27 protein-coding genes are annotated in these 24,277 nt (G+C 65.3%); 9 read left to right on the forward strand and 18 right to left on the reverse strand.

Annotated elements, in window-relative coordinates; translation table 11 throughout:
- Positions 1 to 25: 25 nt before the first annotated feature.
- The gene (gene ggt, locus L7H23_RS17375) at positions 26 to 1,717 is read left to right on the forward strand and encodes a gamma-glutamyltransferase (protein ID WP_237837119.1); all 1,692 of its coding nucleotides are present in this window, start codon (positions 26 to 28) and stop codon (positions 1,715 to 1,717) included.
- A 46-nt stretch (positions 1,718 to 1,763) separates the two neighbouring features.
- Complete coding sequence (locus L7H23_RS17380; RefSeq protein ID WP_237837120.1) at positions 1,764 to 3,593, forward strand: AMP-dependent synthetase/ligase; 1,830 nt, start codon at positions 1,764 to 1,766, stop codon at positions 3,591 to 3,593.
- Positions 3,594 to 3,769: 176 nt separating this feature from the next.
- On the opposite strand, the gene L7H23_RS17385 is transcribed toward L7H23_RS17380, so the two are convergent.
- The 8 genes from L7H23_RS17385 to L7H23_RS17420 form a co-directional block, all read right to left on the reverse strand.
- On the reverse strand, positions 3,770 to 4,213 hold the full coding sequence (locus L7H23_RS17385) for a hypothetical protein (protein WP_237837121.1): 444 nt from the start codon (positions 4,211 to 4,213) through the stop codon (positions 3,770 to 3,772).
- Positions 4,214 to 4,275: 62 nt separating this feature from the next.
- Entirely contained in the window at positions 4,276 to 4,998 is a 723-nt protein-coding gene (gene gloB, locus L7H23_RS17390; protein WP_237837122.1) for a hydroxyacylglutathione hydrolase, read from the reverse strand.
- A gap of 74 nt (positions 4,999 to 5,072) precedes the next feature.
- Positions 5,073 to 5,468, reverse strand: coding sequence for a VOC family protein (locus L7H23_RS17395; protein ID WP_237837123.1), 396 nt, complete (start codon positions 5,466 to 5,468; stop codon positions 5,073 to 5,075).
- Between the two features lie 18 nt (positions 5,469 to 5,486).
- Complete coding sequence (locus L7H23_RS17400) at positions 5,487 to 5,924, reverse strand: VOC family protein (protein ID WP_237837124.1); 438 nt, start codon at positions 5,922 to 5,924, stop codon at positions 5,487 to 5,489.
- Between the two features lie 9 nt (positions 5,925 to 5,933).
- Positions 5,934 to 6,371: a thioesterase family protein gene (locus L7H23_RS17405; protein WP_237837125.1), complete on the reverse strand. Its 438-nt coding sequence runs from the start codon at positions 6,369 to 6,371 to the stop codon at positions 5,934 to 5,936.
- 9 nt (positions 6,372 to 6,380) lie between these two features.
- On the reverse strand, positions 6,381 to 7,142 hold the full coding sequence (locus L7H23_RS17410) for an alpha/beta hydrolase (RefSeq protein WP_237837126.1): 762 nt from the start codon (positions 7,140 to 7,142) through the stop codon (positions 6,381 to 6,383).
- Positions 7,143 to 7,147: 5 nt separating this feature from the next.
- Positions 7,148 to 7,402, reverse strand: coding sequence for a DUF6356 family protein (locus tag L7H23_RS17415; protein WP_058455364.1), 255 nt, complete (start codon positions 7,400 to 7,402; stop codon positions 7,148 to 7,150).
- Positions 7,403 to 7,473: 71 nt separating this feature from the next.
- Complete coding sequence (locus tag L7H23_RS17420; RefSeq protein ID WP_237837127.1) at positions 7,474 to 7,845, reverse strand: VOC family protein; 372 nt, start codon at positions 7,843 to 7,845, stop codon at positions 7,474 to 7,476.
- Positions 7,846 to 7,979: 134 nt separating this feature from the next.
- Between L7H23_RS17420 and thrS the strand changes: the two genes are divergently transcribed.
- Genes thrS through L7H23_RS17440 form a run of 4 tightly spaced genes read left to right on the forward strand, consistent with a single transcriptional unit; the run spans position 7,980 to position 12,682 of the window.
- Positions 7,980 to 9,983: a threonine--tRNA ligase gene (gene thrS, locus L7H23_RS17425; RefSeq protein WP_237837128.1), complete on the forward strand. Its 2,004-nt coding sequence runs from the start codon at positions 7,980 to 7,982 to the stop codon at positions 9,981 to 9,983.
- Positions 9,980 to 10,828: a metallophosphoesterase gene (locus L7H23_RS17430; RefSeq protein WP_237837129.1), complete on the forward strand. Its 849-nt coding sequence runs from the start codon at positions 9,980 to 9,982 to the stop codon at positions 10,826 to 10,828. Before thrS ends, L7H23_RS17430 begins: the two co-directional genes overlap by 4 nt.
- Positions 10,825 to 11,523 carry a helix-turn-helix domain-containing protein gene (locus L7H23_RS17435; protein WP_237837130.1) on the forward strand — a complete coding sequence of 233 codons (699 nt, stop codon included), beginning with the start codon at positions 10,825 to 10,827 and terminating at the stop codon, positions 11,521 to 11,523. Before L7H23_RS17430 ends, L7H23_RS17435 begins: the two co-directional genes overlap by 4 nt.
- Before the next feature lie 10 nt (positions 11,524 to 11,533).
- On the forward strand, positions 11,534 to 12,682 hold the full coding sequence (locus L7H23_RS17440) for a hypothetical protein (protein ID WP_237837131.1): 1,149 nt from the start codon (positions 11,534 to 11,536) through the stop codon (positions 12,680 to 12,682).
- Here the strand turns inward: L7H23_RS17440 and L7H23_RS17445 are convergent.
- Positions 12,679 to 13,686, reverse strand: a complete 1,008-nt coding sequence (locus L7H23_RS17445; protein WP_237837132.1) for a hypothetical protein — start codon at positions 13,684 to 13,686, stop codon at positions 12,679 to 12,681. The genes L7H23_RS17440 and L7H23_RS17445 overlap by 4 nt on opposite strands.
- A 125-nt stretch (positions 13,687 to 13,811) precedes the next feature.
- Here L7H23_RS17445 and L7H23_RS17450 point away from each other — a divergent pair, with 125 nt between their 5' ends.
- Positions 13,812 to 14,573, forward strand: a complete 762-nt coding sequence (locus L7H23_RS17450) for a sulfite exporter TauE/SafE family protein (protein WP_237837133.1) — start codon at positions 13,812 to 13,814, stop codon at positions 14,571 to 14,573.
- On the opposite strand, the gene L7H23_RS17455 is transcribed toward L7H23_RS17450, so the two are convergent.
- Both L7H23_RS17455 and L7H23_RS17460 read right to left on the reverse strand, forming a co-directional pair.
- The gene (locus tag L7H23_RS17455; protein WP_237837134.1) at positions 14,570 to 17,071 is read right to left on the reverse strand and encodes an FtsX-like permease family protein; all 2,502 of its coding nucleotides are present in this window, start codon (positions 17,069 to 17,071) and stop codon (positions 14,570 to 14,572) included. The genes L7H23_RS17450 and L7H23_RS17455 overlap by 4 nt on opposite strands.
- 2 nt (positions 17,072 to 17,073) lie before the next feature.
- Entirely contained in the window at positions 17,074 to 17,787 is a 714-nt protein-coding gene (locus L7H23_RS17460) for an ATP-binding cassette domain-containing protein (protein ID WP_237837135.1), read from the reverse strand.
- Between the two features lie 16 nt (positions 17,788 to 17,803).
- Here L7H23_RS17460 and L7H23_RS17465 point away from each other — a divergent pair, with 16 nt between their 5' ends.
- A complete protein-coding gene (locus tag L7H23_RS17465) occupies positions 17,804 to 18,517 on the forward strand; it encodes an arylesterase (protein WP_237837136.1) in 714 nt (237 codons plus the stop codon).
- A 3-nt stretch (positions 18,518 to 18,520) separates the two neighbouring features.
- Here the strand turns inward: L7H23_RS17465 and L7H23_RS17470 are convergent, their stop codons facing one another.
- The 6 genes from L7H23_RS17470 to L7H23_RS17495 form a co-directional block, all read right to left on the reverse strand.
- Positions 18,521 to 19,165 (reverse strand): MOSC domain-containing protein, encoded by a 645-nt coding sequence (locus L7H23_RS17470; RefSeq protein WP_237837137.1) that lies wholly within the window; start codon positions 19,163 to 19,165, stop codon positions 18,521 to 18,523.
- Positions 19,162 to 19,491, reverse strand: coding sequence for a YnfA family protein (locus L7H23_RS17475; protein WP_237837138.1), 330 nt, complete (start codon positions 19,489 to 19,491; stop codon positions 19,162 to 19,164). Before L7H23_RS17475 ends, L7H23_RS17470 begins: the two co-directional genes overlap by 4 nt.
- A gap of 84 nt (positions 19,492 to 19,575) precedes the next feature.
- Positions 19,576 to 20,034 carry an opacity family porin gene (locus L7H23_RS17480; protein ID WP_237837139.1) on the reverse strand — a complete coding sequence of 153 codons (459 nt, stop codon included), beginning with the start codon at positions 20,032 to 20,034 and terminating at the stop codon, positions 19,576 to 19,578.
- A 355-nt stretch (positions 20,035 to 20,389) separates the two neighbouring features.
- Positions 20,390 to 21,628 (reverse strand): 23S rRNA (adenine(2503)-C(2))-methyltransferase RlmN, encoded by a 1,239-nt coding sequence (gene rlmN, locus L7H23_RS17485; RefSeq protein ID WP_237837140.1) that lies wholly within the window; start codon positions 21,626 to 21,628, stop codon positions 20,390 to 20,392.
- Between the two features lie 72 nt (positions 21,629 to 21,700).
- Positions 21,701 to 22,159: a surface-adhesin E family protein gene (locus L7H23_RS17490; protein ID WP_237837141.1), complete on the reverse strand. Its 459-nt coding sequence runs from the start codon at positions 22,157 to 22,159 to the stop codon at positions 21,701 to 21,703.
- Positions 22,160 to 22,230: 71 nt separating this feature from the next.
- Positions 22,231 to 22,560 (reverse strand): UrcA family protein, encoded by a 330-nt coding sequence (locus tag L7H23_RS17495; RefSeq protein ID WP_237837142.1) that lies wholly within the window; start codon positions 22,558 to 22,560, stop codon positions 22,231 to 22,233.
- A gap of 152 nt (positions 22,561 to 22,712) precedes the next feature.
- On the opposite strand from L7H23_RS17495, the gene L7H23_RS17500 reads away from it, so the two are divergent.
- Positions 22,713 to 23,594 carry a LysR family transcriptional regulator gene (locus L7H23_RS17500; protein ID WP_237837143.1) on the forward strand — a complete coding sequence of 294 codons (882 nt, stop codon included), beginning with the start codon at positions 22,713 to 22,715 and terminating at the stop codon, positions 23,592 to 23,594.
- On the opposite strand, the gene L7H23_RS17505 is transcribed toward L7H23_RS17500, so the two are convergent.
- A complete protein-coding gene (locus L7H23_RS17505) occupies positions 23,591 to 24,277 on the reverse strand; it encodes an aspartate/glutamate racemase family protein (RefSeq protein WP_237837144.1) in 687 nt (228 codons plus the stop codon). The two genes, L7H23_RS17500 and L7H23_RS17505, sit on opposite strands and share 4 nt — an antisense overlap.

A 24,277-nucleotide genomic window follows, 5' to 3' on the forward strand; every position in this document is an offset into this window, starting at 1 on the left:
TGAGCCCCGCGCCAATGTCGCGCGCATGATCAAACGACTCTTTGCTACCGTCAGCCTTTTCGTCCTTGCCATTCCGTCGCTCGCCTCGGCGCAGGGCGTGACCTCGTCCGCCGATCCGCGCGCGACCGAGGCCGGGCGGGAGATATTGCACGAAGGCGGAACCGCCGCTGACGCAGCGATCGCGATGGTTGCGGTCCTGACCCTCGTCGAGCCGCAGTCGAGCGGCATCGGCGGCGGCGGCTTCATGGTCTATCACGACGCGAAGGACGGCAGCATCGCGACGATCGACGGCCGCGAAACCGCGCCTGCCGCGGCGAAACCCGAACGGTTCCTCGGCGCCGACGGCAAGCCGCGCGGTTATATGGACGTCATCCCCGGCGGCCTTTCGGTCGGCGTTCCAGGCAACGTCCGCCTGATGGAAATGGCGCACAAGAAATGGGGCAAGCTGGAGTGGAAGGCGCTGTTCCAGCCCGCGATCAAGCTTGCGGAGGACGGCTATCAGGTGACGCCTGCGCTCAACACATGGCTCGTCCAGTTCGAACCGCTGTGGAAGGAGTTTCCCGCGGCGCGCGCCATTTATTATGTCGGCGGCAAGCCTGCACCGGTCGGCACGACGATCAAGAATCCCGCCTATGCCGCGATCCTGCGCCAGATCGCCGAACGCGGCCCCGAGGCTTTCTATTCGGGCGCCAATGCGAAGGCGATCAGCGACGCGGTCGCAAAGGCGCCGCGCAACGCGACGCAGCTGACGCTCAAGGATCTCGCCGCCTACAAGGCGAAGGAACGCCCCGCGGTCTGCACGACCTACCGCATCTACAAGGTCTGCGGCATGGGTCCGCCCTCGTCGGGCGCGACCACCGTCTTCGGCATCCTCGGCATGCTCGAGGGCTGGGACATGAAGGCGATGGGCAAGGACAATCCCATGAGCTGGCATCTGATGGCAGAGGCGATGCAGCTCGCCTATGCCGACCGCTCGGCCTATCTCGGCGACGCCGATTTCGTCGATGTTCCGGTGCAGGGGCTGCTCGACAAGAAGTATCTCGCCGAACGCCGCGAACTCATTTCGCCCTTCGGCGCCGCTGGCCACTATGAGCCGGGCACGCCCCCGGGCGCGAAGCCGCGCGCTGAGGCTCCGCCGGTCAAGGAGCAGGGGACGACGCACTTCGTCGTCGTCGACAAGGACGGTGATGTCATGTCGATGACCTCGACCGTCGAGAGCATTTTCGGCAGCCAGCTGATGGCGAACGGCTATTTCCTCAACAACGAACTCACCGACTTCGACCTCTCGCCGACGAAAGACGGGCGGCCGACGCAGAACCGTGTGCAGGCGGGCAAGCGGCCGCTGTCGTCGATGTCGCCGACGATCGTCTATGGCCCCGACGGCAAGGTCGTGCTCGCGGTCGGCTCTGCGGGCGGCAAGCGCATCATCATGCATGTGACCAAGACGCTGATCGGGGTGCTCGACTGGGATCTCGACGCCAAATCGGCGATGGAGCTGCCCAACCTCTTCTTCGGCCAGCAGGGCGTGCTGATCGAGAATAATGCGGCGGGTCAGGCGATTGCCGCGAAGATGAAACCCTTCGGCTACAGCTTCACCGCGACCGATCTCGGTTCGAAGCTCAACGCCGTCCAGCGCGTCGGCGACGGTTGGCAGGGCGCCGCCGATCCGCGCGGCCCCGGCACCTCGTCGGTGGATGGCGCGCCGGCGCAAAACTGATCCAACGATAAAGACAAGATAATCAAGACACTCCCTGGAGAGAGGCATGAAGCTCGAAAATCCCCATCTCGACCATTTTCCGAGTCTGGTCGCGATGTTCTTCGACCGCGCGGCGCGCGGCGGCGAAGACCCGTTCCTGTGGCGCAAGGCCGACCGCGCCTGGCAGCCGCTGAGCTGGCGGCAGGTCGCCAATCAGGTCGCGGCGCTGGCGCACAGCCTGCGTGAGCTTGGCCTCAAGCAAGGTGACCGTGTCGTTCTGGTCAGCGAGAACCGGCCCGAATTCTGCATCGCCGATCTCGCGATCATGGCCGCCGGCTGCATAACCGTGCCGACCTACACGACCAACACCGAGCGCGATCACCAGCATATCCTCGACAACAGCGGCGCGAGTGCGGTGATCGTCTCGACCGCGAAGCTTGCGCGCGTGCTCATGCCCGCAGTGATGCGGTCGAACGCAAAGCTGGTCATCAGCATGGAATCGATGCGCATCGGCCAGCAGGGCGATGTCCAGGTCGTCGACTGGGATCCGCTCGTCACCGGCGGTGAGGCGCATCTGGAGGAAACGAAGGCCCGCGGTCTCGCGATGACGCGCGACGACACCGCCTGCCTGATCTACACCAGCGGCACCGGTGGGGCGCCGCGCGGGGTGATGCAGCATCATGGTGCGATCCTGCACAATATCGCGGGTGCGGCCGAAGTGCTCGTCAACGATTTCGGGATCGGCGACGAGGAGGTGTTCCTCTCTTTCCTGCCATTGAGCCACGCCTATGAGCATTCGGGCGGGCAGTTCCTGCCGATCATGGTCGGCGCGCAAATCTATTACAGCGAGGGGCTGGAAAAGCTCGTCTCCAACATCGAGGAGACCAAGCCGACGATCATGGTCGTCGTGCCGCGCCTGTTCGAGGTGATCCGCGCGCGGATGATCAAGTCGGTCGAGAAGCAGGGCAAGCTTGCAAACTGGATGCTGAACCAGGCGCTGCGCGTGGGCGAGAAGGATTACGAGCGCCGGATGGGCGTATTCGACCGCCCGGTCGACGTCCTTCTGAACAAGCTGTTCCGTCCGAAGATCCAGCAGCGTTTCGGCGGCCGTATGAAGGCGCTGGTATCGGGCGGTGCGCCGCTCAATCCCGAGATCGGGGTATTCTTCCACTCGATCGGGCTGACCCTGCTTCAGGGCTATGGGCAGACCGAGGCGGGGCCGGTGATCAGCTGCAACCGCCCCTCGGTGGGCCTCAAGATGGATACCGTCGGCCCGCCGCTGATGAACACCGAGGTGAAGATCGCCGACGACGGCGAAATCCTTGTGCGCGGCGAACTCGTCATGAAGGGCTATTGGCGCAACAAGCCCGAGACGGAGCGTGTTCTGGTCGTCGATCCCGCCGAACCTGACAAGGGTCCGTGGCTACACACCGGCGACATCGGCCATATCGACGACAAGGGCCGCATCGTCATCACCGACCGCAAGAAGGACCTGATCGTCAACGACAAGGGCGACAATGTCTCGCCTCAACGCGTCGAGGGGATGCTGACGCTCCAGCCTGAAATCCTGCAGGCGATGGTCTATGGCGACAAGCGTCCGCACCTCGTCGGCATTATCGTCCCCGATCCCGAATGGGTCGCCGAGTGGGCCGAAGCGCAAGGGCTGCCCAAGGATCTCAAACTGCTGCGTGAACATGAAAAGTTCCGCGCCGCCGTCCGTGCCGCCGTCGACCGCGTCAACGAGCAGTTGTCGGTGATCGAGAAGGTCCGCAAGTTCGACTTTGCCGACGAAGCCTTCACGATCGAAAACGAGCAGATGACGCCGTCGATGAAGATCCGGCGCCATATCCTGAAGCAGGTCTACGAGGACAGGATCGCCGCGCTCTACAAGGCCTGATCGGCGAACCGCGGACCTTTCTGCATCGGGTGAAGCCGAGACGGCCGCCGAGAAGACGGTTTACAAGCCGCCATCTCGGCTTCATCCGTTGCAGAGGGAACCATCGGCAATTGCAGGCGGGGATGCGACCCGAAGAGCTCGGCGCAAACCGGGCCCCGCCTGCGACCGAGCGTAGCTCAGCCAGCGTCCCCCGCCGGTTTGCGATAGGGGACGAATTCGCCAAAGACGCAGGTCGGACCGCGGATGCCGCTGGTACGGTCGACCAGATGGAAGAAGTCGCCTTCACAGGTCGATGAACCGAATTGCCGGATGACCATGATGTCGCTGTCGCGTGCGAGGCCGGGGCAGCTGCCCTTCAGATTGTTGCGGTAAACGAGATTGCCGCCCGAACGATAGAGCAGGATGTCGTCGGAGATACGGATCGTGTCGTTCGACCGGTAATTGGGCAGGCAGCGGACCGGCTCACCCGGAACCTTGCCGGCAAGCTGCTTGTCCAGCCGTTCCATCTGCTTCGGCGTCAACGCCGCGGCGCCGGCTTCGGCTGCCCCCGAGGGCGCACAGCTGGCGATCAGCGGGCCGGCGAGCATCGCCAGTGCTGCGGCGTATATCGTCTTGGACATGGTCACACTCCTTGCAGCATCGGGGATGCTGGCATTTGCTAAATGAACGGGCGCTGAAGTCGTCACGCCGCGTCCTTGAGCGCGCGTATGCGCCCGAGTTCGGCCGCGGTCGGCGCGCGCAGGAAGGGGTTGGTCGCGCGTTCAGCGCCGATGTTCGTGGGTACCGTCGCTTCGCCCGCCGCGCGGGCGGACTCGACCGCCGCCAGCCGCTCGGCGAGCGCGGCATTGTCGGGATCCACCGTCACCGCGAAACGCGCGTTCGACAGCGTATATTCGTGTGCGCAATAGACGCGGGTCGCATCGTCGAGCGTGGCAAGGCGCTGCATGTTGGCGAACATCTGTTCGGCGGTGCCTTCGAACAGGCGGCCGCAGCCCATCGCGAACATCGTGTCGCCGACGAAAATCGCCGCATCGTCCGCGAAATGATAGGCGATGTGGCCTGCCGTGTGCGCAGGGACATCCCACACTTCTGCGACATGCGCGCCGAGTTTCACCCGGTCGCCGCCCCTGACCTGTACGTCGAGGGTCGGAATACGCCCGAACTCGGCCGCGGGACCGGTGATCGTGCAGCCCGTCGCCTCCCGGATGGCGGCATTGCCGCCGGTGTGATCGGGATGCCAGTGGGTGTTCCAGATGTCGGTGATCGCCCAGCCGCGCACGCTTGCGGCTTCGAGTACCGGCTCGGCGACCGCCGGGTCGACGACCATCGTCGCCTTGCTGTCGGGATCGTGGACCAGCCAGACATAATTGTCGCTGAGGACGGGGATACGGACGATGTCGAGCATGCTTACGATGATCTCCTTTCTCTCCGGCCTCTCATGCCCACCAGACGGAGCGGCGGACCGCCAGCCTTGGGCTGTCAGGTCGCGATCGCGTCATATCCTTTCGCGTTGAACGCGATCAGGCAGAAACCGTTGCCGAACGGGTCGGCGAACATCGCCTGTCTGCCATAGGGCAGGTCCAATGTCTCACCCTCCTGTATCGCCCCGGCGCGAATTGCTTTCAGCGCGGCCGCGTCGAGATCGTCGACGGTAAAATCGGGATGCACCGGGGTCCAGTGCCGCGCGTAGCGGCGGATGTCCCCGCCGGCCGGAGCGATCGCCGATCCTTCGGGTTTCCGGATGAGGTAAACGGGCGCCTCACAGCCCAGCAGCTCGACGATATCATCATCGAACCGGCGCCCGACAGTCAGGCCAAGGGCTTCGGTATAAAAGCGCTCGCCGGCAACGAGGTCGGGGACGTCGATATTGATCAACAGCCCCGGCATATCGTCTTACCAGACGCCGGTGTTCGGCATCGAGGCCCAAGGCTCCTGCGGCGGCAGATGCCCATCCTGCAGCAGTTCGACCGAAATCCCGTCGGGCGAACGCACGAACGCCATATGCCCGTCGCGGGGCGGCCGGTTGATCGTCACGCCCGCGTCCATCAGCCGCTGGCAGGTGTCGTAGATATCATCGACGCGATAGGCGAGGTGCCCGAAGTTGCGCCCGCCGCTATAGTCCTCGGGCGCGCTGCCGTCGGCCGGCGGCCAATTATAGGTCAGCTCGACCTCGGCGACCCCGGCCTGTCCGGGGGGCGCGAGGAAGATCAGCGTGAAGCGGCCCTGCTCGCTATCGAAGCGGCGCACTTCCTCCAGCCCGATCAGCTTGAAGAAGTCGATGGTGGCTTGCGCGTCCGACACGCGGATCATCGTGTGGAGATATTTTGTCATGGTCCCTATCTAGGCGCGAAGGGCGCGGCCTTCAAACGCTTCGAACAAAGATACGAATTCATCGGGGACGGGGGCGGTCGCACCTTGCGCTTCCTCGACATGGACGTTGATGATCGTGCCCGCCGCGCGCAGATCGTCCTTGTCGGCGCCGTGGATTTCGAAAAGAAACGTCATCGAGCTTTTGCCGACCCGCGAGGCGCGGACGCAAATGTCGATCTCCTCGTCGAGCAGGATCGGCGCCCTATAGTCGACCTCGGCGCGCGCGACGTGGAATTCGGGGCTGTCGCGCAGCGGCCAGCGTTCGTACACGCCCGCCGCCCGCCAATATTCGGTGATGCCAAGGTCGAAATATTCGAGATAGCGGCTGTTGAAAACGACCGCCTGCGCGTCGATTTCGGCATAGCGGACACGCTTTTTGACGCTGAATTTGAAATCGCTGCGGGCCATGATGATCCTCTAGTTGGTTGCGAGCCGTGCGACCGTGTCGATCAGCAAGGCAATGTCGGTGTCGCGCGACAGCCGGTGGTCGCCGCCCTTGACCAGTGTCACCTGCACATCATCGCTCGCGAGCGCGGCCGACAGGCGCAGGCTGATGTCGGGGGGCACGTCGCTGTCTTCCTGTCCGTGCAGCAGCCTGACCGGGCAGGCGAGGGGGATATCCGCGTCCAGCAGCCGGTTCGCCTCGCCCGACTGCCAGAAGCCGCGCGTCGTCATATAGGGCTGGTCGCTATACGGCGTCTCTTCGAGAAGTGCGCCCTCGGCAAGGATGATCGCCTTCTCGGCGTCGCTGAAGCCCCAATCGGTGAAATCGGGCGCCGCCGCGATCCCGACGAGCCCCGCAACGCGCGCGGCGCCGTCGCGCTTTGTGAGTGCGAGGGCCATAAGCAACATCAGCCAGCCGCCCATCGACGACCCGACGATCAGGATCGGTCCTTCCGCCTTCGCGTCGATCAGGTCGAGCACGTCGCCGCGCCAGTCGAGCAGCGTCTGTTCGGCGAACAGGCCGTCGGACAGTCCGCATCCCGCATAGTCGAGCAGCAGGCAGGCATGCCCTTCGGCGGCGGCCCAGTCGAACAATGCGGTCGCCTTGCCGCCCGCCATGTCGGACATATAGCCCGGCAGAAAGACGATCGTCGGCCCGGTCCCGGGCGTATGGCGAAAGGCGAGCCGCGGGCGACCCGGACGATCGAGGAAATCGGGAGCGGCGGAATCGCTCACGCCGGTCAGATGACCCAGTCGATGGTGCTCATCTGCATCACGGCCTGCCCCTTGGCGCGGCGCTGTTCGACCATGATCTTGTTGAGTCGCTGGATCGTGTCGCTGCCGGTTGTGATGCACCAGCCGGGCACGACCGCATGGACGAGCGCGCAAAGCCCGCCATAGATCATCGTTACACCGAATTTCGACGCGACCCCGAAATGCTCGAGATAATTCTCGTCAACGCTCTTCGGATGATCGACGAACAGGCGCTTGAACATGGGAGGCGGTTCCTTTCCGGCTGCGGCTCCCCTAGCGGGTGATACTATCTCCGGCAAGGGCGGCAGCGCGCTCAAACTGACCCGCTCGGCCAGCCGATGCGGACCAGGGTTTCGTCGGGATCGGACAGCGCGAACTCGTACATTCCCCATGGTTTGTGCGTCGGCGCCTTTTCGGGGCCGAGGATCCGGTCGCGTACCCGTTCGGCGACCGCGTCGACCTGCGCCGTGTAGAGATAGAGGCCGAACGGATTCTGGTCGCGCTCGGGCCAGGTAGGCCCGGATTCATTGGTAAGATGCAATTGCCAGCCCTTGCCGTCCGCAAGCAGGCGGTAACTGCCGTAATCGCTCACCACCTCGAGGCCGAGCAATGCATAGAACGCCGTACTGGCGTCGAGATCGCTGCACGGCAGGATCGCGGCGATGTGGTGGGCGGGATCGGTCATGCTGGCAACTCCATCTGGGGGTGCCTATCTATGCCCTGCGACGCCCCTCGACACAAATCCTGCGCCCCTTGCGGCGGCGCGGTATGGCTGGCAAAGGGGCGCGGCAATTTTATGCAAGAAAGGCCGATTTTTCGATGTCCCAGATGATCCGCGTCACCCTTCCCGATGGCTCTGCCCGAGAAGTCGCGCGCGGGACTACTCCGGCGCAGATTGCGGCGGACATCGGTCCGGGCCTTGCGAAGGCCGCGCTCGCCGCGAAGATCGACGGCGAACTGCGCGACATCATGCGCCCGCTGGAGGAAGATACGAACCTTGCGCTGGTGACGAGCCGTGACGAGGCCGATGCGCTCGAACTCGTGCGCCACGACTTCGCGCATGTGCTGGCCGAAGCGGTGCAGAACCTGTTTCCGGGCACGCAGATCACCTTCGGCCCGTCGACGAATGACGGCTTTTATTACGACTTCGCGCCCACCGCCGAGCATGGCCCGTTCCGCGACGAGGAACTGCCGCTGATCGAGGAGGAGATGCGCAAGATCATCGCCGCCGATCTCCCCCTCACGCGCGAGGTCTGGGAACGCGACAGGCTGATCGCCAAATGGCAGGCCGAGGGCGAGACCTTCAAGGCCGAATGGGCGCACGAACTGCCGCAGGGCGAAGAACTGACGGTGTACCGCTCGGGCGACGGCTGGATGGACATGTGCCGCGGGCCGCACTTGGCGTCGACGGGCAAGCTCGACCCCGCCGCGTTCAAGCTGACGCGCGTCTCGGGCGCCTATTGGCGCGGCGATCAGAAGAATGCACAGCTGTCGCGCATCTATGGCACCGGCTGGCTCAACAAGAAGCAGCTCGCCGAGCATCTGGTGCGGCTGGAGGAAGCCGCTAAGCGCGATCATCGCAAGATCGGGCGGGAGATGGACCTGTTCCACCTGCAGGAAGAGGCACACGGCAGCGTCTTCTGGCACCCCAAGGGCTATCGCATCTATCGCGAGCTCGAGGCCTATATGCGCCGCGCGATCGACGGCGCCGGCTATCAGGAGGTCAAGACCCCGCAGGTGATGGACGCCAAACAGTGGGAACAGTCGGGCCACTGGGGCAAATATCGCGAGAATATGTTCGTCATCCCCGACGAGGTCCCGAACATCGAGGACGAGGGCCCGCTGGTCTCGGACGACGCCGAGTGGATGGCGCTGAAGCCGATGAACTGCCCCGCGCATGTCCTGATCTTCCGTCAGGGCATGAAGTCCTATCGCGACCTGCCGCTGCGCATGGCCGAAATGGGCTGCTGCCACCGCAACGAGCCGCACGGCGCGCTGCACGGCATCATGCGCGTGCGCCAGTTTACGCAGGACGACGGCCATATCTTCTGCCGCGAGGACCAGATCGTCGAGGAGGTGCGTGCTTTCTGCGAGCTGCTCGACCGCGTGTATAAACAGCTCGGCTTCGAGAAATATGCGGTCAAGCTCGCGCTGCGCCCGGACATGCGCTTCGGCACCGAAGAGATGTGGGACAAGGCCGAGGCCGAACTGCGCGAAGCGGTCGAACGCGCCGGGATGGCGAACGACGACTATGGCTGGGAAGAGCTGCCGGGCGAGGGGGCTTTCTATGCGCCCAAGCTCGAATTCCATCTGACCGACGCTATCGGGCGGACGTGGCAGTGCGGGACGATCCAGTCCGACCGCGTGATGCCCGAACGCCTCGACGCGAGCTATATCGGCGAGGATGGTGAGCGCCATCGCCCGGTGATGCTCCACCGCGCGATCCTCGGCACCTATGAGCGCTTCATCGGTATCCTGATCGAGCATTTCGCCGGTCGCTTCCCGACCTGGCTCGCGCCGGTGCAGGCGGTGGTCGCGACGATCGTCAGCGATGCGGACGACTATGCGAAGGATGCGGTGGCCCAGCTTGTCGCCGCGGGCATCCGCGCCGAAAGCGACGTTCGCAACGAAAAGATCAACTACAAGGTCCGCGAACATAGCCTCGCCAAGGTTCCGTATCTGCTCGTGGTCGGTAACCGCGAAGCCGAGGAAGGCACCGTCGCGATCCGCACGCTCGGTCAGGACGGCCAGCGTATCATGCCGCTCGCCGAAGCGATCGCGATGCTGAAGGGCGAAGCGACCCCGCCGGATCTGCGCGATTGAGCGACAAGCTGCGGCGAAAGTGGCGGCGCTGGATAGCGCTGCTGATACTGCTCGGCCTGGCGTTTATCGGCCGGGGATTCTGGAACGCAACCCGTGATCCGATCGTGCGAACCGCGTCGGTCGCGGTTGCCGATTGGCCGACGGGGCAGGCGCCGATAAAGGTCCTGCTGATTTCGGACGTGCATGTCTCGACCCCGGATATGAGCCCGGCGCGGCTGACCCGGCTGGTCGGACAGCTCAACGAATTGAAACCCGATCTCGTGGTCATCGCCGGCGACCTGATCAGCGGCAAGCGTTTCGCGACGCGCCATCACACCCCGGACGAGATCGCGGCGCCGCTGGCCGGCTTTCATGCGCGGTTCGGAACCGTCGCGGTACTCGGCAACCATGATTTCTGGCACGATGCTCCGGCGCAGGCTGCTGCGCTGCAAAACCGCGGGATCGTTGTGCTCGCGAACAACGCGATCCGGCGCGGGCCGCTGATCGTCGGGGGCGTCGCCGACGAGGTGACGCGGCACGATGACATACCCGGCACTTATGCGGCGATGGATGCGCTCGGCGCCGGACCGCGCGTTTTGTTGACGCACAGCCCCGATGTCGTCCCGAAGCTTCCGGCACCGGTCGCAGCAGTCCTGACAGGGCACACGCACTGCGGCCAGCTCGTCTTCCCGCTCATCGGGGCGCTGACCTATGCATCCAGATATCACGACCGCTTCGCATGCGGCGACATTCGCGACGGCAAGCAGCGCGTGTTCGTCGGGGCGGGTCTGGGCACCAGCATATTGCCGCTGCGCTATGGCGCGCCGCCGGACGTGTGGCTGGTGACGCTGGGGCCGGGCAAGTGAGCCATCAATCCCACGGCGCCGGGATCAGCACGCATGCCGCCGGGGAGGGCCTGCCGCGCCATCGCCATGCCCGCGGCTATATCGCGCTCGTGATCGATGGCGGCTATGAGGAGGCCGGCGATCAGGGCCGCCTCGTCGCGTCAGCCGGAACGGTCGTCGTGCATGGCGACTGGACGGCGCATCGCGACCGCTTCGGCGTGCGGGGCGCCAGGGTGATCAATCTGCCCGCCGTTGCCGGTCTGGCCGCGGGAGCGGGGCGGATCGACGATCCCGATGTCGCCGCGCGTCTGGCGGAGCAAGATCCCGCCGCGGCGGCGATCCATGTGCGGGATCATATTCGCCCCGAATATGCGCAGCGCGACGACTGGCCCGATCTTCTTGCCCATGCCCTCGCGAACGATCCCGATATCGCGCTGACCCACTGGGCCGATACCATGGGCCTCGACCCTGCCTCGGTCAGCCGCGGTTTCGCGCGCGCCTATGGCGTCTCGCCCAAGCGCTTCCGGCTGGAAGTCCGGACGCGTCGCGCTTTGGCGGCGTTGCCGTCGTGGCGTGGGAATCTCGCCGGTCTCGCCGCCGATCAGGGCTTCGCCGATCAGGCGCATCTGGCGCGCTCGGTTGCTGCGATGACCGGATTGTCGCCAATCCGCTTCCGGGCAAAGTCCGTTCAAGCCGCACCGTTGCCGAACGACTAAAGACGGCGGCATGGAACGCCGCTTCTTTCTCGCTACCGCACTCGCCGGCCTCGCCGCTCCCGTCCTTGCCAAGGCTCAGGCCCGGAAACCCTCGCGCACCCGGTGGACGGTCCGTGCCTCGGAAGGCCTCGACGCGCTCGCCTTTCTCGGTCCGCTCGCCAGGCGCGAGCTGTATCTGACCTATTATCAGGCCGATGTGGACGTGTTCGCGCCACGCTTGCCCGACGCGATCCGCGCCGATGTCGCCGCGCTGTGGCAAGAGGCCGAGAAGGCCGGGTTCGGCCTGCTCGGACCGTCGCTCTCGGTGATCTTCTCGGGAAATGACCACGATAGCCTCGCGGCGATTGTCGCTGCGGTCTCCGATCCCGGGACCGCATTGCTGCCCGCCTATCGCGCGAGTCCCTATTGGAGCGAGAGCGACTGGGCGTGGTTCCTCGCGGCCGCGCCGCGGCTGAAGGCGGTGTTCGGGGCGATGCAGGTCGCGGGCTTCGCGGCCTTCCGCGCCGAACGCGCCGCAGGCCTCGACGCGCGGATTGCCGAACTGACGCGCGACCTTGCCGTCTATGACGTGATCAGCCTGCAGGAAAAGCTGACCGGCCGGGCCTTCGACCCGCAGATCGAGGTCGTGTTGCTGCAATTCTGCAAGCCGCACGGGATCAAGGTACAGGGCCAGACCTTCCTGCAGGCGGCCGACTGGAACACCGCGATCACGGTGCGCAACGCCGCGCACGAGATGCTGCACCCACCGGTGCCGATGGACGGCGCCGCGGCGAAGGCGGCGCTGGCGGTGCTTGAAAAGGACGAACTCTTCACCCGCATCGTGCGCGAGCATGATCCGCAATGGGGCTATACGACGCTCGACGGTCTCTTCAACGAGGACCTGACCCAAGCGCTCGACCAGCTGATCGCCGAAGCCCTGGGAGTGGCGCGCAATCCGGCCGACCGCTGGCGCCAGTCGGACGACGGTATTCATGTTCTCGCTGGCGCCTTCTACGGGATGCTGCGCGACGACAAGTGGATCGAAACCGGCGGCTCCATCGAGGCATGGCTGGCGAAGTCGGTCGAAACCGGACGCTTTGCGCCCGCGCGGCTGCACGCCGTCGCGGCGCGGGTGCTAGAGCGGCCGGTAAACGCTCTCTGGCCGCTGATCAAAGCCTAGCGGCTGTCGATCGCCACCATCTCGCGGCATCGTCGATACTCCGCTTCGTGCCCCCAGTCGGCGCCGACATCGCCCTTCATCATCCCGAAAAATTCGGCCGCGGCGGGCGTGTCGCTGAACTTGCATGCAAAGCGGGCAAAATTTCCGGCATTCCAGTCATTGGGATAGGCCTTCATGACATCGTGCATCGCCCGCTTCATATACGGCCAGTCGACCTGGCTGAGATCCATGCATCTGCAGTCCTCGAGTGACCAGAAGACACGGACATAGCCGCCCGCACCGTCATCGCCCGATGCATGATCGGCGGCGAAGCGCGCGATACGGTCGAGATCGCCGGGCACGCCATGCCATTGGGGGCGGTAATATTGCGCGGCGGTGAAATAGATGTCGTGATAATAGGGCTCGCGTGACACGGCTTCGTCCAGCAGGTCGCGGACGGTGGCTTCGTCCGTTCCGTCAACCTGATAGATTCGCATCATCTCGGCATAGAATTGCGGGTCAGTCGACGCGATCTCCCGATGATCTTCCAGGATAGCACGCGCCTTTCCGACTTCGCGCATCATGGCCTCCAGATATTCGGGTGGCGTTTCGCTGCCGCTCGCGCCGCCGCGCAAGCATCGGCCGAGGCTCGTCGCGACCCAGGCCTGGACGATGTAGGGCGTTGGCGATTCCGGATCGGCCCGGACCCAATCGTCGAACAGGCCGTCGGCGGTGCGCGCGCATTTTGCGCCCGGACTCGCGACGGACAAATGGCCGGTCACGCCATAATAGAAATAGGATAGTTTCCACGTCCCGCTGGGTGTTCTTGCCCGCCGGCTGCGATACCCTTCGGCTATCGCGTTCAGCCCCTTATAGTCTCTGGCATCGAGAGCCGTTTTGACCTCGTCGAAAATCGCTATGCGTTCGGCCAGTTCATCGGTTGTCCGGGCCTCGACTTCGCCGCGCGCCGCACAGGCGGCTCCGAACGTCAGCAAAAGACCCGCGATCCAAATCCGCCAGTGCATGCGTGCTCCCCGATCAAGCCCTGCAATTTCCTAGGCATCGCCCGGTTAGGAAAGTCTTGCGGTTATCGATCTTTGCGCCCATCGGCAGCCCTTCCGTATCCGAAGTGGAGGAAAAAGGGGTAGCGATGGGGGCATTGATCCAGCTTGTGGACATGACTCCGCTCGCCTTCGCCGCCGCCGCGGCGATGACCTTCGGTGCCGCATTTGTGCGCGGGCTTACCGGCTTCGGGATGGCAATCATTCTCGTGCCTCTGCTCGGTATGCTCATGCCGCCGGGCGAGGCCGTGGTACTCGGGATCATCCTGCAACTGCTGATCGGGCCGGTCGGTTTCCGCCGGATCGCGAACGACGCAGACCGCCGCACCGCGGTGCCGATCGCGCTGCTCGCCATGCTCGCGACGCCGCTCGGCATGATGGCGTTGAAAGCCGTGACGCCCGACGTCGCCCGGTTGCTGATCGCGGTTATCGCGATCGGTGCGTTCCTGCTGATCCTGATGCCGCAGCATCCCGACGGCCATCGACCGAGCCGAACCGCGATTGGCGCCACCGGCATCGCGTCGGGCATTCTGACTGGCTTCGCCGCGATGCCGGGGCCGCCGGTCGTGCCCTTCTATCTTCGCCAGCGGATCGAGCCTGCGACCGCGCGCGCGTCGATGATGCTCGTCTTCTTCGCGACCGCAATCGCGGGGACGCTCGCATCGCTGTGGCTCGGCCTCGCGACGATGAAGCTCTTCATCCTGTCGCTGGCGCTCTTTGTGCCGATGGTTCTAGGCGATTATGTGGGCACGCGGCTTTTCGGCCGTGTTCCGGTTCCGGTGTGGCGGACGATCGTTGCGGTCGTCCTTGGCGCGGCTGGAATCTCGGCGCTTGTCCGGTTGCTGAACTAGAGGCTGCGCAGCGCCTGCGCCGGCTTGGCCGACAGCAAGGGCCAGCTTCCTGCAATCCCGATCAGGAACGACAGGCCCGCACCGCCAATCAACGTCAACCCGACGACGACGGGATCAGGCGCGAAGCGGAAGTCGAAGAGCTGCGTTACGACATACCAAGCGCCCGCCAGTCCGAGCGCGAGCGCCAGCACGCCAAGGATCGCCGCGAGCACCGCATATTCCATCGCCTGCGCGCCCAATATCTGGCCGCGCGTCGCACCGAGCAGCTTCAGGATCACGCTGTCGTACACGCGCCGCTCGCGGCTCGCCGCGATCGCGCCGATCAGCACCGCGATGCCGGCGAGGATCGCGATGCTCGCAGCGGCGGCAATCGCCTGGCTCATCTGGGTGAGCAGAGTCGTCACCTGCGACACCACGTCGCGGACTTGGATCAGCGAGGCCGACGGAAAGGCGCGCGGAATGCTGCGCGCGAGCTCTACCTCGGCCTTGGGCGACACCGCGACCGTCGCGACCATATTGTGCGGAGCGGCATCGAACGTACCCGGCGAGAAGACGAGCACATAGTTGAGACCGAAATTGTCCCACTCGACGGTGCGGAAGGACGCCACTTTGGCTTGCACCTCGACCCCCAGCACATTGACCGACAGCGTGTCGCCAAGCTTGAGGCCGAGCGATGCGGCGACCTCCTGCTCGACGCTCACCAGCGGCGGACCCTTGTAGTCGGCCGTCCACCATTTTCCGCCAACGAGCTCGCTGCCGTTCGGCAGGGTCGGGCTATAGGTCAGACCGCGATCGCCGCGCAGCACCCACGCGCCCTCCGGCAGTTCGGCGAGTTCATCGACGCGCTGGCCCTTGAATTCCGTCACGCTGCCGCGCAGCGCCGGGATCATGTTGACCTGTGCGTCGGGCGCGGCGTCCACCACCATCGACCGGAATTTGGCTGCGTCGCCGCGCGGAATGTCGAGCACGAAGAAGCTTGGCGCGCGCTGCGGCACGGTGCGTGCGATTTCGGCGGTGATGCTCGTCTGGATCGCTGCGAGCGTCACGAAGAGCGTTAGCCCTAGCCCCAAGGCAACGACGAGCGCCCCCGTCGCGGCACCCGGCCGGTGCAGGTTCGCGACAGCTAGCCGCAAGAGCGGGCGTTTCGGACGCGGCACGCGGCTTGCCGTGCGCCGTACCAGCCATCCAAGGGCGACGAGGATCAGCAGCAGGCCAATTGCGGCCCCGATGAACGACAGCGCGAATAGCGGCTCGCGCGCGGTGCCGACCGCCAGTGCGATGATCGCCGCCAGCGCCGCGCCGACCGAAATCACCGTTCGCCGGTCGATCCTCGCCGCGCCGTCGACCGTCGCGCGATACAAGCCCGCGGCGGGAACGTGCCGCGTCGCGGCGAGCGGGGGCAGGGCGAAGGCAATCGCAATCAGCAAGCCATAGGCCGCGCTGACGATCAGCGGCAGCGGATAGAGGGCGAAGCCGGGCCGTACCGGCAGCACATCGCCCGCGACCGCGCCGATGATCGTCGGCATCAGCGCGCCGACGACCAGTCCGGCGCCGATCGACGCCGCGGCGACGGCAAGGATCTGCAGGCCATAGATGCGAAGCACCGCCGCACTGTCGGCACCCAGAACCTTGAGTGTCGCGAGCCCCGGCCGCTTGCCTGCAAGATAGCTCGCAACACCATTGCCGACGCCGATCCCCGCGATCACCAGCGCGGCAAGACCGACGAGCGACAGGAACTGCCCCATCCGCTCGATGAAGCGCCGCGTGCCAGGGGCGCCGTTGCTGCTGTCGGTGATGTCCCAGCCGGCGTCGGGGAATTTGGCCGTCAGTTGCTTGCCGACCGCTTCGGGGTTGGCATCGGCGGGCAGGCGGACGCGATATTTGCTTTCGTAGAGGCTGCCCGGCTGGATGAGCTGCGTACCGGCAAGATCGTCGAGGCCGATGATCGCGACGGGGCCGAGCGTGAAGCCTTCGCCCAGCCGGTCTGGCTCTTCGGCGATGATGCCGTCGATCCTGAAAATCTTTTCGCCAAACTTGACGGTGCCGCCGACGTTGAGCTGAAGCCGTGACGCCAGATCCTTGCCGATCCAGATCGATCCTGCGGGAGGCGGACCCTTGCGGACGCCTGTCTCCAACCGCATCGTTCCGTAGAGCGGATAGGCGCCATCGACCGCCTTCAGCTCGGACAGCAACGCTTCGCCGTCGGGGTCGTTTGCCATCGCGCGCAATCGCACCGTCGATGATGGCGCGCCGATACTGCGGAAGCCGGCCATTTCTTCGGCGCTGGCCTGCCGCTGGGGCAGACTGAACTCGATATCGCCGCCGAGGATCGTCTGGCCGCGCCGTTCGAGTTCGGAGGTGATCCCGCTCGTCAGGCTGCCGATTGCCGCCAGTGTCGCGACGCCAAGGAACAGGCACACCGCGAGCAGGCGAAGCCCACGGATTCGCGTTGCGAGATCGCGACGCGCGATCCGCCAGAGGGTCGCGAATGGCAGCACGCTCAGGCGGTCCGCTCTTCGATGCGGCCGTCGTGCATCACGACGACGCGGTCGCAATGTTCGGCCAGATCGGGGTCGTGCGTGATGATCAGCAGCGTGGCGCCGAGCGCCGCGCGGCGCGCGAAGATCAGCTCGATGATCGACTGCCCCGTCGCGGTGTCGAGATTGCCCGTCGGTTCGTCGGCGAAGATGATCGCCGGGCTGCTCGCCATCGCGCGCGCAATCGCGACACGCTGCTGCTCGCCGCCCGAAAGCTGCGCGGGATAGTGCGTCAGCCGATGCCCAAGGCCGACGGCTTCGAGCTCGGCTTGCGCCTTGCCGAACGGATCGTCGATCCCCGCGAGCTCGAGCGGCACCGCAACATTTTCGAGCGCCGTCATCGTAGGGAGCAGGTGAAAGGCCTGCAGCACGATGCCGATGCGCCCGCGCCGCGCCCGCGCGAGGTCATCTTCGTCCATCGCTCCGAAATCGAGCCCCGCGACCTTGATCGTGCCGCCGCCCGCGCGCTCAAGCCCCGCGAGCACCGCCATCAGCGAGCTTTTGCCCGATCCCGACGGTCCGAGCAGCGCCACCGAGCTCCCGGCATCGACCTCCAGATCGACTCCGCGCAAAATTTCGACGGGGGCCTTGTCGCTCCCCAAAGTGAGCGTCACATTATGGGCGGCGATCGCCAGATCGGGCGCCCCTGTTTCTTGGGGGCGATGCGCGTCGGTCAAGAAGGGACCCTTTGGAATGAAAACGGCCGGATGGCGTTCTGCCCTGATATATGGTTGCGTAATCGCGCTTTGCCAACCGCTTGCCGCGTGCGGCTCGGCGGAGGCGCCGGCGGCATCGACGAACGGCAAGGCCGAAACGAAGGCGGCCGCTGCGATCCCGGCGAATGCGCCGCTTGTCATTGCATTCGGTGACAGTCTCTACGCCGGCTACCAGCTCGGCCCGAAGGAAGGGCTGGCGCCGCAGTTGCAGGCCGCACTTGCGGACGATGGCGTCGTCGCGCGGGTCCAGAATGCCGGCGTCTCGGGCGACACGACCGCGGCGGGGCGCCAGCGGCTCACCTATGTGCTCGACAATGCGAAGGCGAAGCCTGCGCTCGTCGTGCTGGGGCTCGGCGGCAACGACATGCTGCGCGGGATCGATGCTGCGCAGACGCGCGCCAACCTCGACGCGATGTTGGCCGAACTGAAGAAGCGAAATATCCCCGTGGTGCTGACCGGCATGGTCGCGGCGCCCAATCTCGGCCCCGATTATGCAAAGGCTTTCAACGCGATCTATCCCGAGCTTGCCGCGAAATATGACGCAAGCCTCTACCCGTTCATTCTCGACAATGTCGTCGGCAAGCCCGATCTGATGCTCGGTGACCATATCCACCCCAATGCGAAGGGTGTGAAGATCGTGGTCGAAGGCCTTGCGCCGCTGGTCGAGGATGCGCTGCCCGACGCGAAGTAAGCGTCAGCCCAGCAACTTCTCTGCCCGCGCACGCCACGTCGTAGCCAACGCGTCCATCGCAGCGAGCGCTCGCAGCGCCTCCGGCTCGCGCTTGCCGGCGCCGCCGATGAGCAGGTGAAAGGTCCGTTCGACGCTCCACTCGGGCAGCGGCCGTTCGACCAGTTCCAGCGTATCGCCCCCGGCGACCGCGCCTTCCTCTATCACCCGATAATACCAGCCGCTCCGCCGCGTCGTGACGACCGTCGCCGGCACCGTTGCGACACCGAAGCGGTGCCCCAGCTTCCAGCACGGCTGCCGCCCCTGACTGATCTCGACAAGCGCGCTGCCGAGGCGATAGCGGTCGCCGACGCACGCCTCGCTCTCGACCAGCCCCTCGGTCGAGATATTCTCGCCGAATGCGCCGGGCGCATCGAGCAGGGCGTGACTACCAAGTTCGTCGGCCCACCAGTCGTAATGATCGCGGGGATAATGGTGGATCGCCTTGTCGACGCCGCCGTGCACCGTCAGGTCGGCCTGCTCGTCGCCGTCGATACCGAGAAGGCCGACGTGAAGCGCGCCCGCGACCGGCGCCTTCGCGATCGCGCTCGCCTCGTCGCCGCGAAAGGCCCGCGCCTTGCCGGTCAGCACCGCGTCGATCACATAGCTCATGCCGTCGCTCCCCGCGGCCCGAACAGGATGATGGCCGCACCTCCGAGGCAGATGATTGCCCCGATCACGTCCCAGCGGTCCGGTCTTGCGCCTTCGACCGCCCACAGCCACAACAGCGCCGCGACGATATAGATGCCGCCATAGGCCGCGTAGGTCCGCCCGGCGTGATCGGCGTCGACAAGCGTCAGGAGCCAGGCAAAGAGCGCCAGCGAGAGCATCCCCGGCGCGATCCACCAGACGGATTTGTCCAGCCGCAGCCACGCCCAGAAGGCGAAGCATCCGGCGATCTCGGCCAGCGCGGCAGCGATATAGGCAAAAGCGGTCATGGCTTCACCGTGGCCGGATCGCGCCCAAAAGAAAAGGGGCGACCCGCAGGCCGCCCCTCTCTTGCTTTCGCGGGTTCCGACAGATCAGAACGCGAGGCCGAGGCCTACTGCGAAGGTGTCGAAGTCGCTGAAGTTGCCGATGAACTGGTGGCGATATTCGGCCTTGGCGTACAGGTTCTGGCCCAGCTTGTGCTGGTAGCCGGCACCGATGTACGGATCGTCGATGTCGCTGAAGGTGTAACCGCCGGTGGCATAGAGCTTGCCCGCGGTGCCGACCTTGGCGCCGATACGGCCGCCAGCCGAGAACTGAACGTCGAAGCCGTCCTTCAGAACCTTGTCGCCAGCGACTTCGGCACCGGCGAACGCCTTGCTGCCGAGGTCGAAATCATAGCCGGCGGCCGCACCGATGGTGGCGTCGTCAAGGCCGCTGCCGGTCACATAGCCGCCGCGCACTTCGACGCGGGCTTCGCCGCCTTCGGCAGCCATGGCGGGGGTTGCAACGATGGCCGTCAGGAGAGCGGCTGCAACTGCGAACTTCTTCATATTCTTTTCCTTTACTCAGTTTTTTGAACCGCGCCCTTTGGGTCGCGATCCGGCCCCTAAATGGGGTTGCGACCTGTCGCCGCAATGAACGCATCGTTCAGAATATGACAATTTTATTACCTGTGCTATTTATGCAACACAGTTCCGGGCGAGGCGAGCGTCTTGGCAATGGATGTGAAATGCCAGTTAACTGCGCTTCTGGCCAAGGCGCGGTTGCGCACGCGATCTTACGGTGCGATCGCCCGTCGCCGCACCCGGACGAAACCCGATCGGGCGTGGCGGGGCGCGGCCGGAACGAGGCTCCGCGGGACGTGAGGTCGGAAGATTTGCAACGGGCGTGACGACGCCCCGACACTCAGCCGAGCGCGGCCTGCTTCTCTTCGGCGATGCGGTCGAGTTCGGCGCGCGTCGGCTTGGTCGCCGCGCTCTTGAGCTGTCCGCACGCCGCCATGATGTCGCGGCCGCGCGGCGTACGGATCGGCGCCGAAATGCCCGCTTCGAAAATAAGGTTGCTGAACTTGCGCACGCGCTCGGGCGTCGAACATTCATAGGGTGCGCCGGGCCAGGGATTGAACGGGATCAGGTTGACCTTCGCGGGCAGCTTGTACTGCTTGATCAGCCGGACGAGTTCGCGCGCGTCCTCGTCGCTGTCGTTCTTGTCCTTCAGCATCACATATTCGAAGGTGATGCGCCGCGCATTGTTCGCGCCCGGATAGTCGGCGCACGCCTGCAGCAGTTCCTCGATGCCGTATTTGCGGTTGAGCGGGACGATCTCGTCGCGGATTTCCTTGTTCACCGCGTGCAGCGAAACCGCAAGGTTCACGCCGATCTCGTCGCCCGCGCGCGCCATCATCGGCACCACGCCGCTCGTCGACAGGGTGATGCGGCGCTTCGACAGCGCCAGCCCGTCGCCATCCATGACGATCTTGAGCGCGCCCTTGACCTCGTCGAAATTATAGAGCGGCTCGCCCATGCCCATCATCACGATGTTCGTAAGCATGCGGCCGTCGGACGTGTAGTGACCGGCATCGTCATCCTCGTCGTCGATGTCGGCGGTCGAGGCCATCGTGCCTTTAGGCCATTCTCCGAGCGCGTCGCGCGCCAGCAGAACCTGCCCGACGATCTCGCCGGCGGCTAGGTTGCGCACCAGGCGCATCGTACCCGTGTGGCAGAAACGGCAATTGAGCGTGCAGCCGACCTGGCTCGACACGCACAGCGTTCCCCGGTCGGCGTCGGGGATGAACACCATCTCATATTCCTGCCCGTCGGCGGCGGCGAGCAGCCATTTGCGGGTGCCGTCGTTGGACACCTGCGCCTGCCGCACGGTCGGGCGGCCGATGATGTAGCGGTCGGTCAGCCATGGGCGCATCGATTTCGCGATGTCGGTCATCGCCTCGAAATCGGTGACGCCGCGATGATAGATCCAGTGCCAGATCTGCTTGGCGCGCAGTTTCGCGCCCTTGGCGTCGAGGCCCGCCTCGACCAGCTCGGCCCGGATTGCGTCGCGGGTCAGCCCGACAAGGTCGATGCGGTTGCCGCCGCGCAAGGGAACGGTGCCCGTGGTGACGGGATCGATATGGCCGGGAATCTGCATGATGCGCGGCCATATAGTGGCAAAGCCCGGTTTACGCCAGTCCCGGCGGGAAGCGCCGGGGAAAGGCGTATTCTAGCCGCCGAGTTTGGCAAACTCGGCATTGGCCGACGCAACGGGATCGGCGACGACGGGGCCGGCATAGGCTTCGTCGCCGCACACCATGCTCATCGCGCCGTGCATCATCGAGCCTTCGCTGTGCGTCCGCACTTCGCCGGGATCGGTGTTATGCTCGAGCAATTTGCCGTGGTTATAATAGTCGTTCGTCAGGATCGCTGATGCTTTGGCGGCGCAGCTGCCCTCGCGCGTCGTGATCGACCGGTCCCAGTCGCGGTCCGCGGTCGTCCTGTTGAAGATCGTCGTCGTGCGAAAGCGCACCGTGTCGCCATTTCGGACAACCGAATAGGAATCGACATAATAGGCGCTGACGATTCCGTCATTGCTCGATCCGGTATCGACGAAGCGCCAGCCTTCCGATGCGGTGCCTGCCGCCGCAAGAAGGATCGACGCGCTCAAAGCTCCAATGATATTCATTCCCCGCCTCCATCTGGACCCCGCCATCAGCTAAGCCGAAGGAGGGGGCCGGAGGCAATCGGAAAATGCGATCAGTTCCGGATCGAGCTGATCCGGATCGGCTGTGCGGTCGCGGCATTGGCGACCACGACTTCGGCTTGGGCGGAGGCGAGCGCCAGCGTGTCGCGGCGGCAATTCTGGATGTCGTTCTTGCCTTCGAGGTCGAAGTCCGACGTCGTTCCGCACACGGCAACCACGGCGCGCCAGATCCGGTGCTTCAGCGCCCTGGCGCCCGCGTCGGTACGCAGGTCGAGGTCGCTGTGCTGGACGGTCGCGCTGGGATTTGCCGGTGCCGACCGGGCGAGAGCCGGCTGGCCGAACGATGCGGCGGTCAGGGCGGCGAGGATCAGAAGCTTTTTCATCTTGTGTCTCCATCGGCCGGCTTTTGAGGAGGGGAGGAAGCCGGTGGAGAAGCAGATAATCCATCGCCGCGGCTGAAAGGAGCAACGATGTTGCGCGAGTATTCTGCAAAATTGCAGAATGAGGGCCGGGCGATTATGACGCACAAGACGTCATGTACGATTGGAACGACCTCAAGGCCTTTCTGGCGGTTGCGGAGACGGGCAGCACCTTGTCCGCCGCGCAGGCGCTGCGCGTCAGCCAGACGACCGTCGCGCGGCGGATCGCGGCGTTGGAGGAGGCAACCGGCCTCAACCTCTTCGAGCGGCGGCAGGCGGGTTACGCGTTGACCCCCGTGGGCGAGGCGATGGTCGCGAGCGCGGTTGCGGTCCGTGACGCGGCCGAGCGCTTCGGCGAAGCCGCGGGCGCGCGGTCGCGCGATGCGGGCGGAACGGTCAGCCTGACGACGATGGAAATCTTTGCGGTGACCGTCCTGCCGCCGATCCTCCGCGACCTGCGCGCCGCGCATCCCGGGATTCATATCCATCTCGATACGTCCGACGAAACGCGTGACCTGGGCGCGGGCGCGGCGGATATCGCGATACGCAGCAGCAAGCAGCCGACCGGCGGAGGTCTTGTCGGGCGACGCATCGCCGACAATCCCTGGACGGTCTATTGCAGCCGCGATTACGCCGACCGCCACGGCATTCCGCACACGCGCGAAGAACTCGCGACCCATCCCTTCATCGGCGGTGGGGGCTATGTCTGGGAGCCGTATCAGGCGTGGCTGCGGCAATATGGGCTCGAGGAGTCGGTGGTCATGAAATATGACACCGGCACGGGCCTGCTCGCCGGCGTGCGCGCCGGAATGGGGCTCACCATCCTGCCGGCTTTCCTCGCCGACCGCGAATCGGACCTGATCCGTTGCATCCCGCCAAAGCGGGAGGATACGACGGGGCTGTGGCTGCTGACCCACGAACGGCTGCGGCATGTGCCGCGCGTACGGCTGGTCCTCGATTTCCTCGCGAGCGAACTGACGAAGCTGGGGCGCGGCTAGAACGCGGCTTCGACCGCCGCATCGACATGCAGCGCCAGCGTGTCGAACAGCGGCACCGCGCTATCCTGCTCGCCGATCAGGAGCATGATCTCGGTGCAGCCGAGAACAATGGCTTCCGCGCCGCGCGCGACAAGCGCCCCGATAACCTGTCTGTAGATGGCGCGCGACTCCTCGCGAATGATGCCCCGAACCAGCTCGTCATAAATGATCCCGTGCACCGCCGCGCGCCCGGCGTCGTCGGGAATGATCACCTCGAGGCCCGCTTCGGCCATCCGTCCGCGATAGAAATCCTGCTCCATCGTGAAGGCCGTGCCGAGCAGACCGACCCGCCGTAGCGCCGACCCCTTGACCGCTGCCGTCACCGGGTCCGCTATGTGGATCAGGGGCAGGGTGGAAGCGGCTTCGATCGCCCCGGCGCAGCGATGCATCGTGTTCGAACAGATCAGCAGCATGTCGGCTCCGGCGCGTTCGAGCGCGCCGGCCGCCTCGACCATCGCGCGATCGAGCGCCGGCCAGTCGCCCGCCGCCTGCAGCGCCGCGACCGGAGCGAAGTCTAGCGAGTGCATCACGATATTCGCGGCGTGCAGTCCGCCCAGCCGATCGCGCACGGCCCGGTTGAGCAGGCGATAATATTCGGCCGAGCTTTCCCAGCTCAAACCGCCGATCAGGCCGATTGTCTTCAT

Origin of the sequence: Sphingopyxis sp. BSN-002, from assembly GCF_022024275.1 — a bacterium.
Taxonomy (GTDB): Bacteria; Pseudomonadota; Alphaproteobacteria; order Sphingomonadales; family Sphingomonadaceae; genus Sphingopyxis.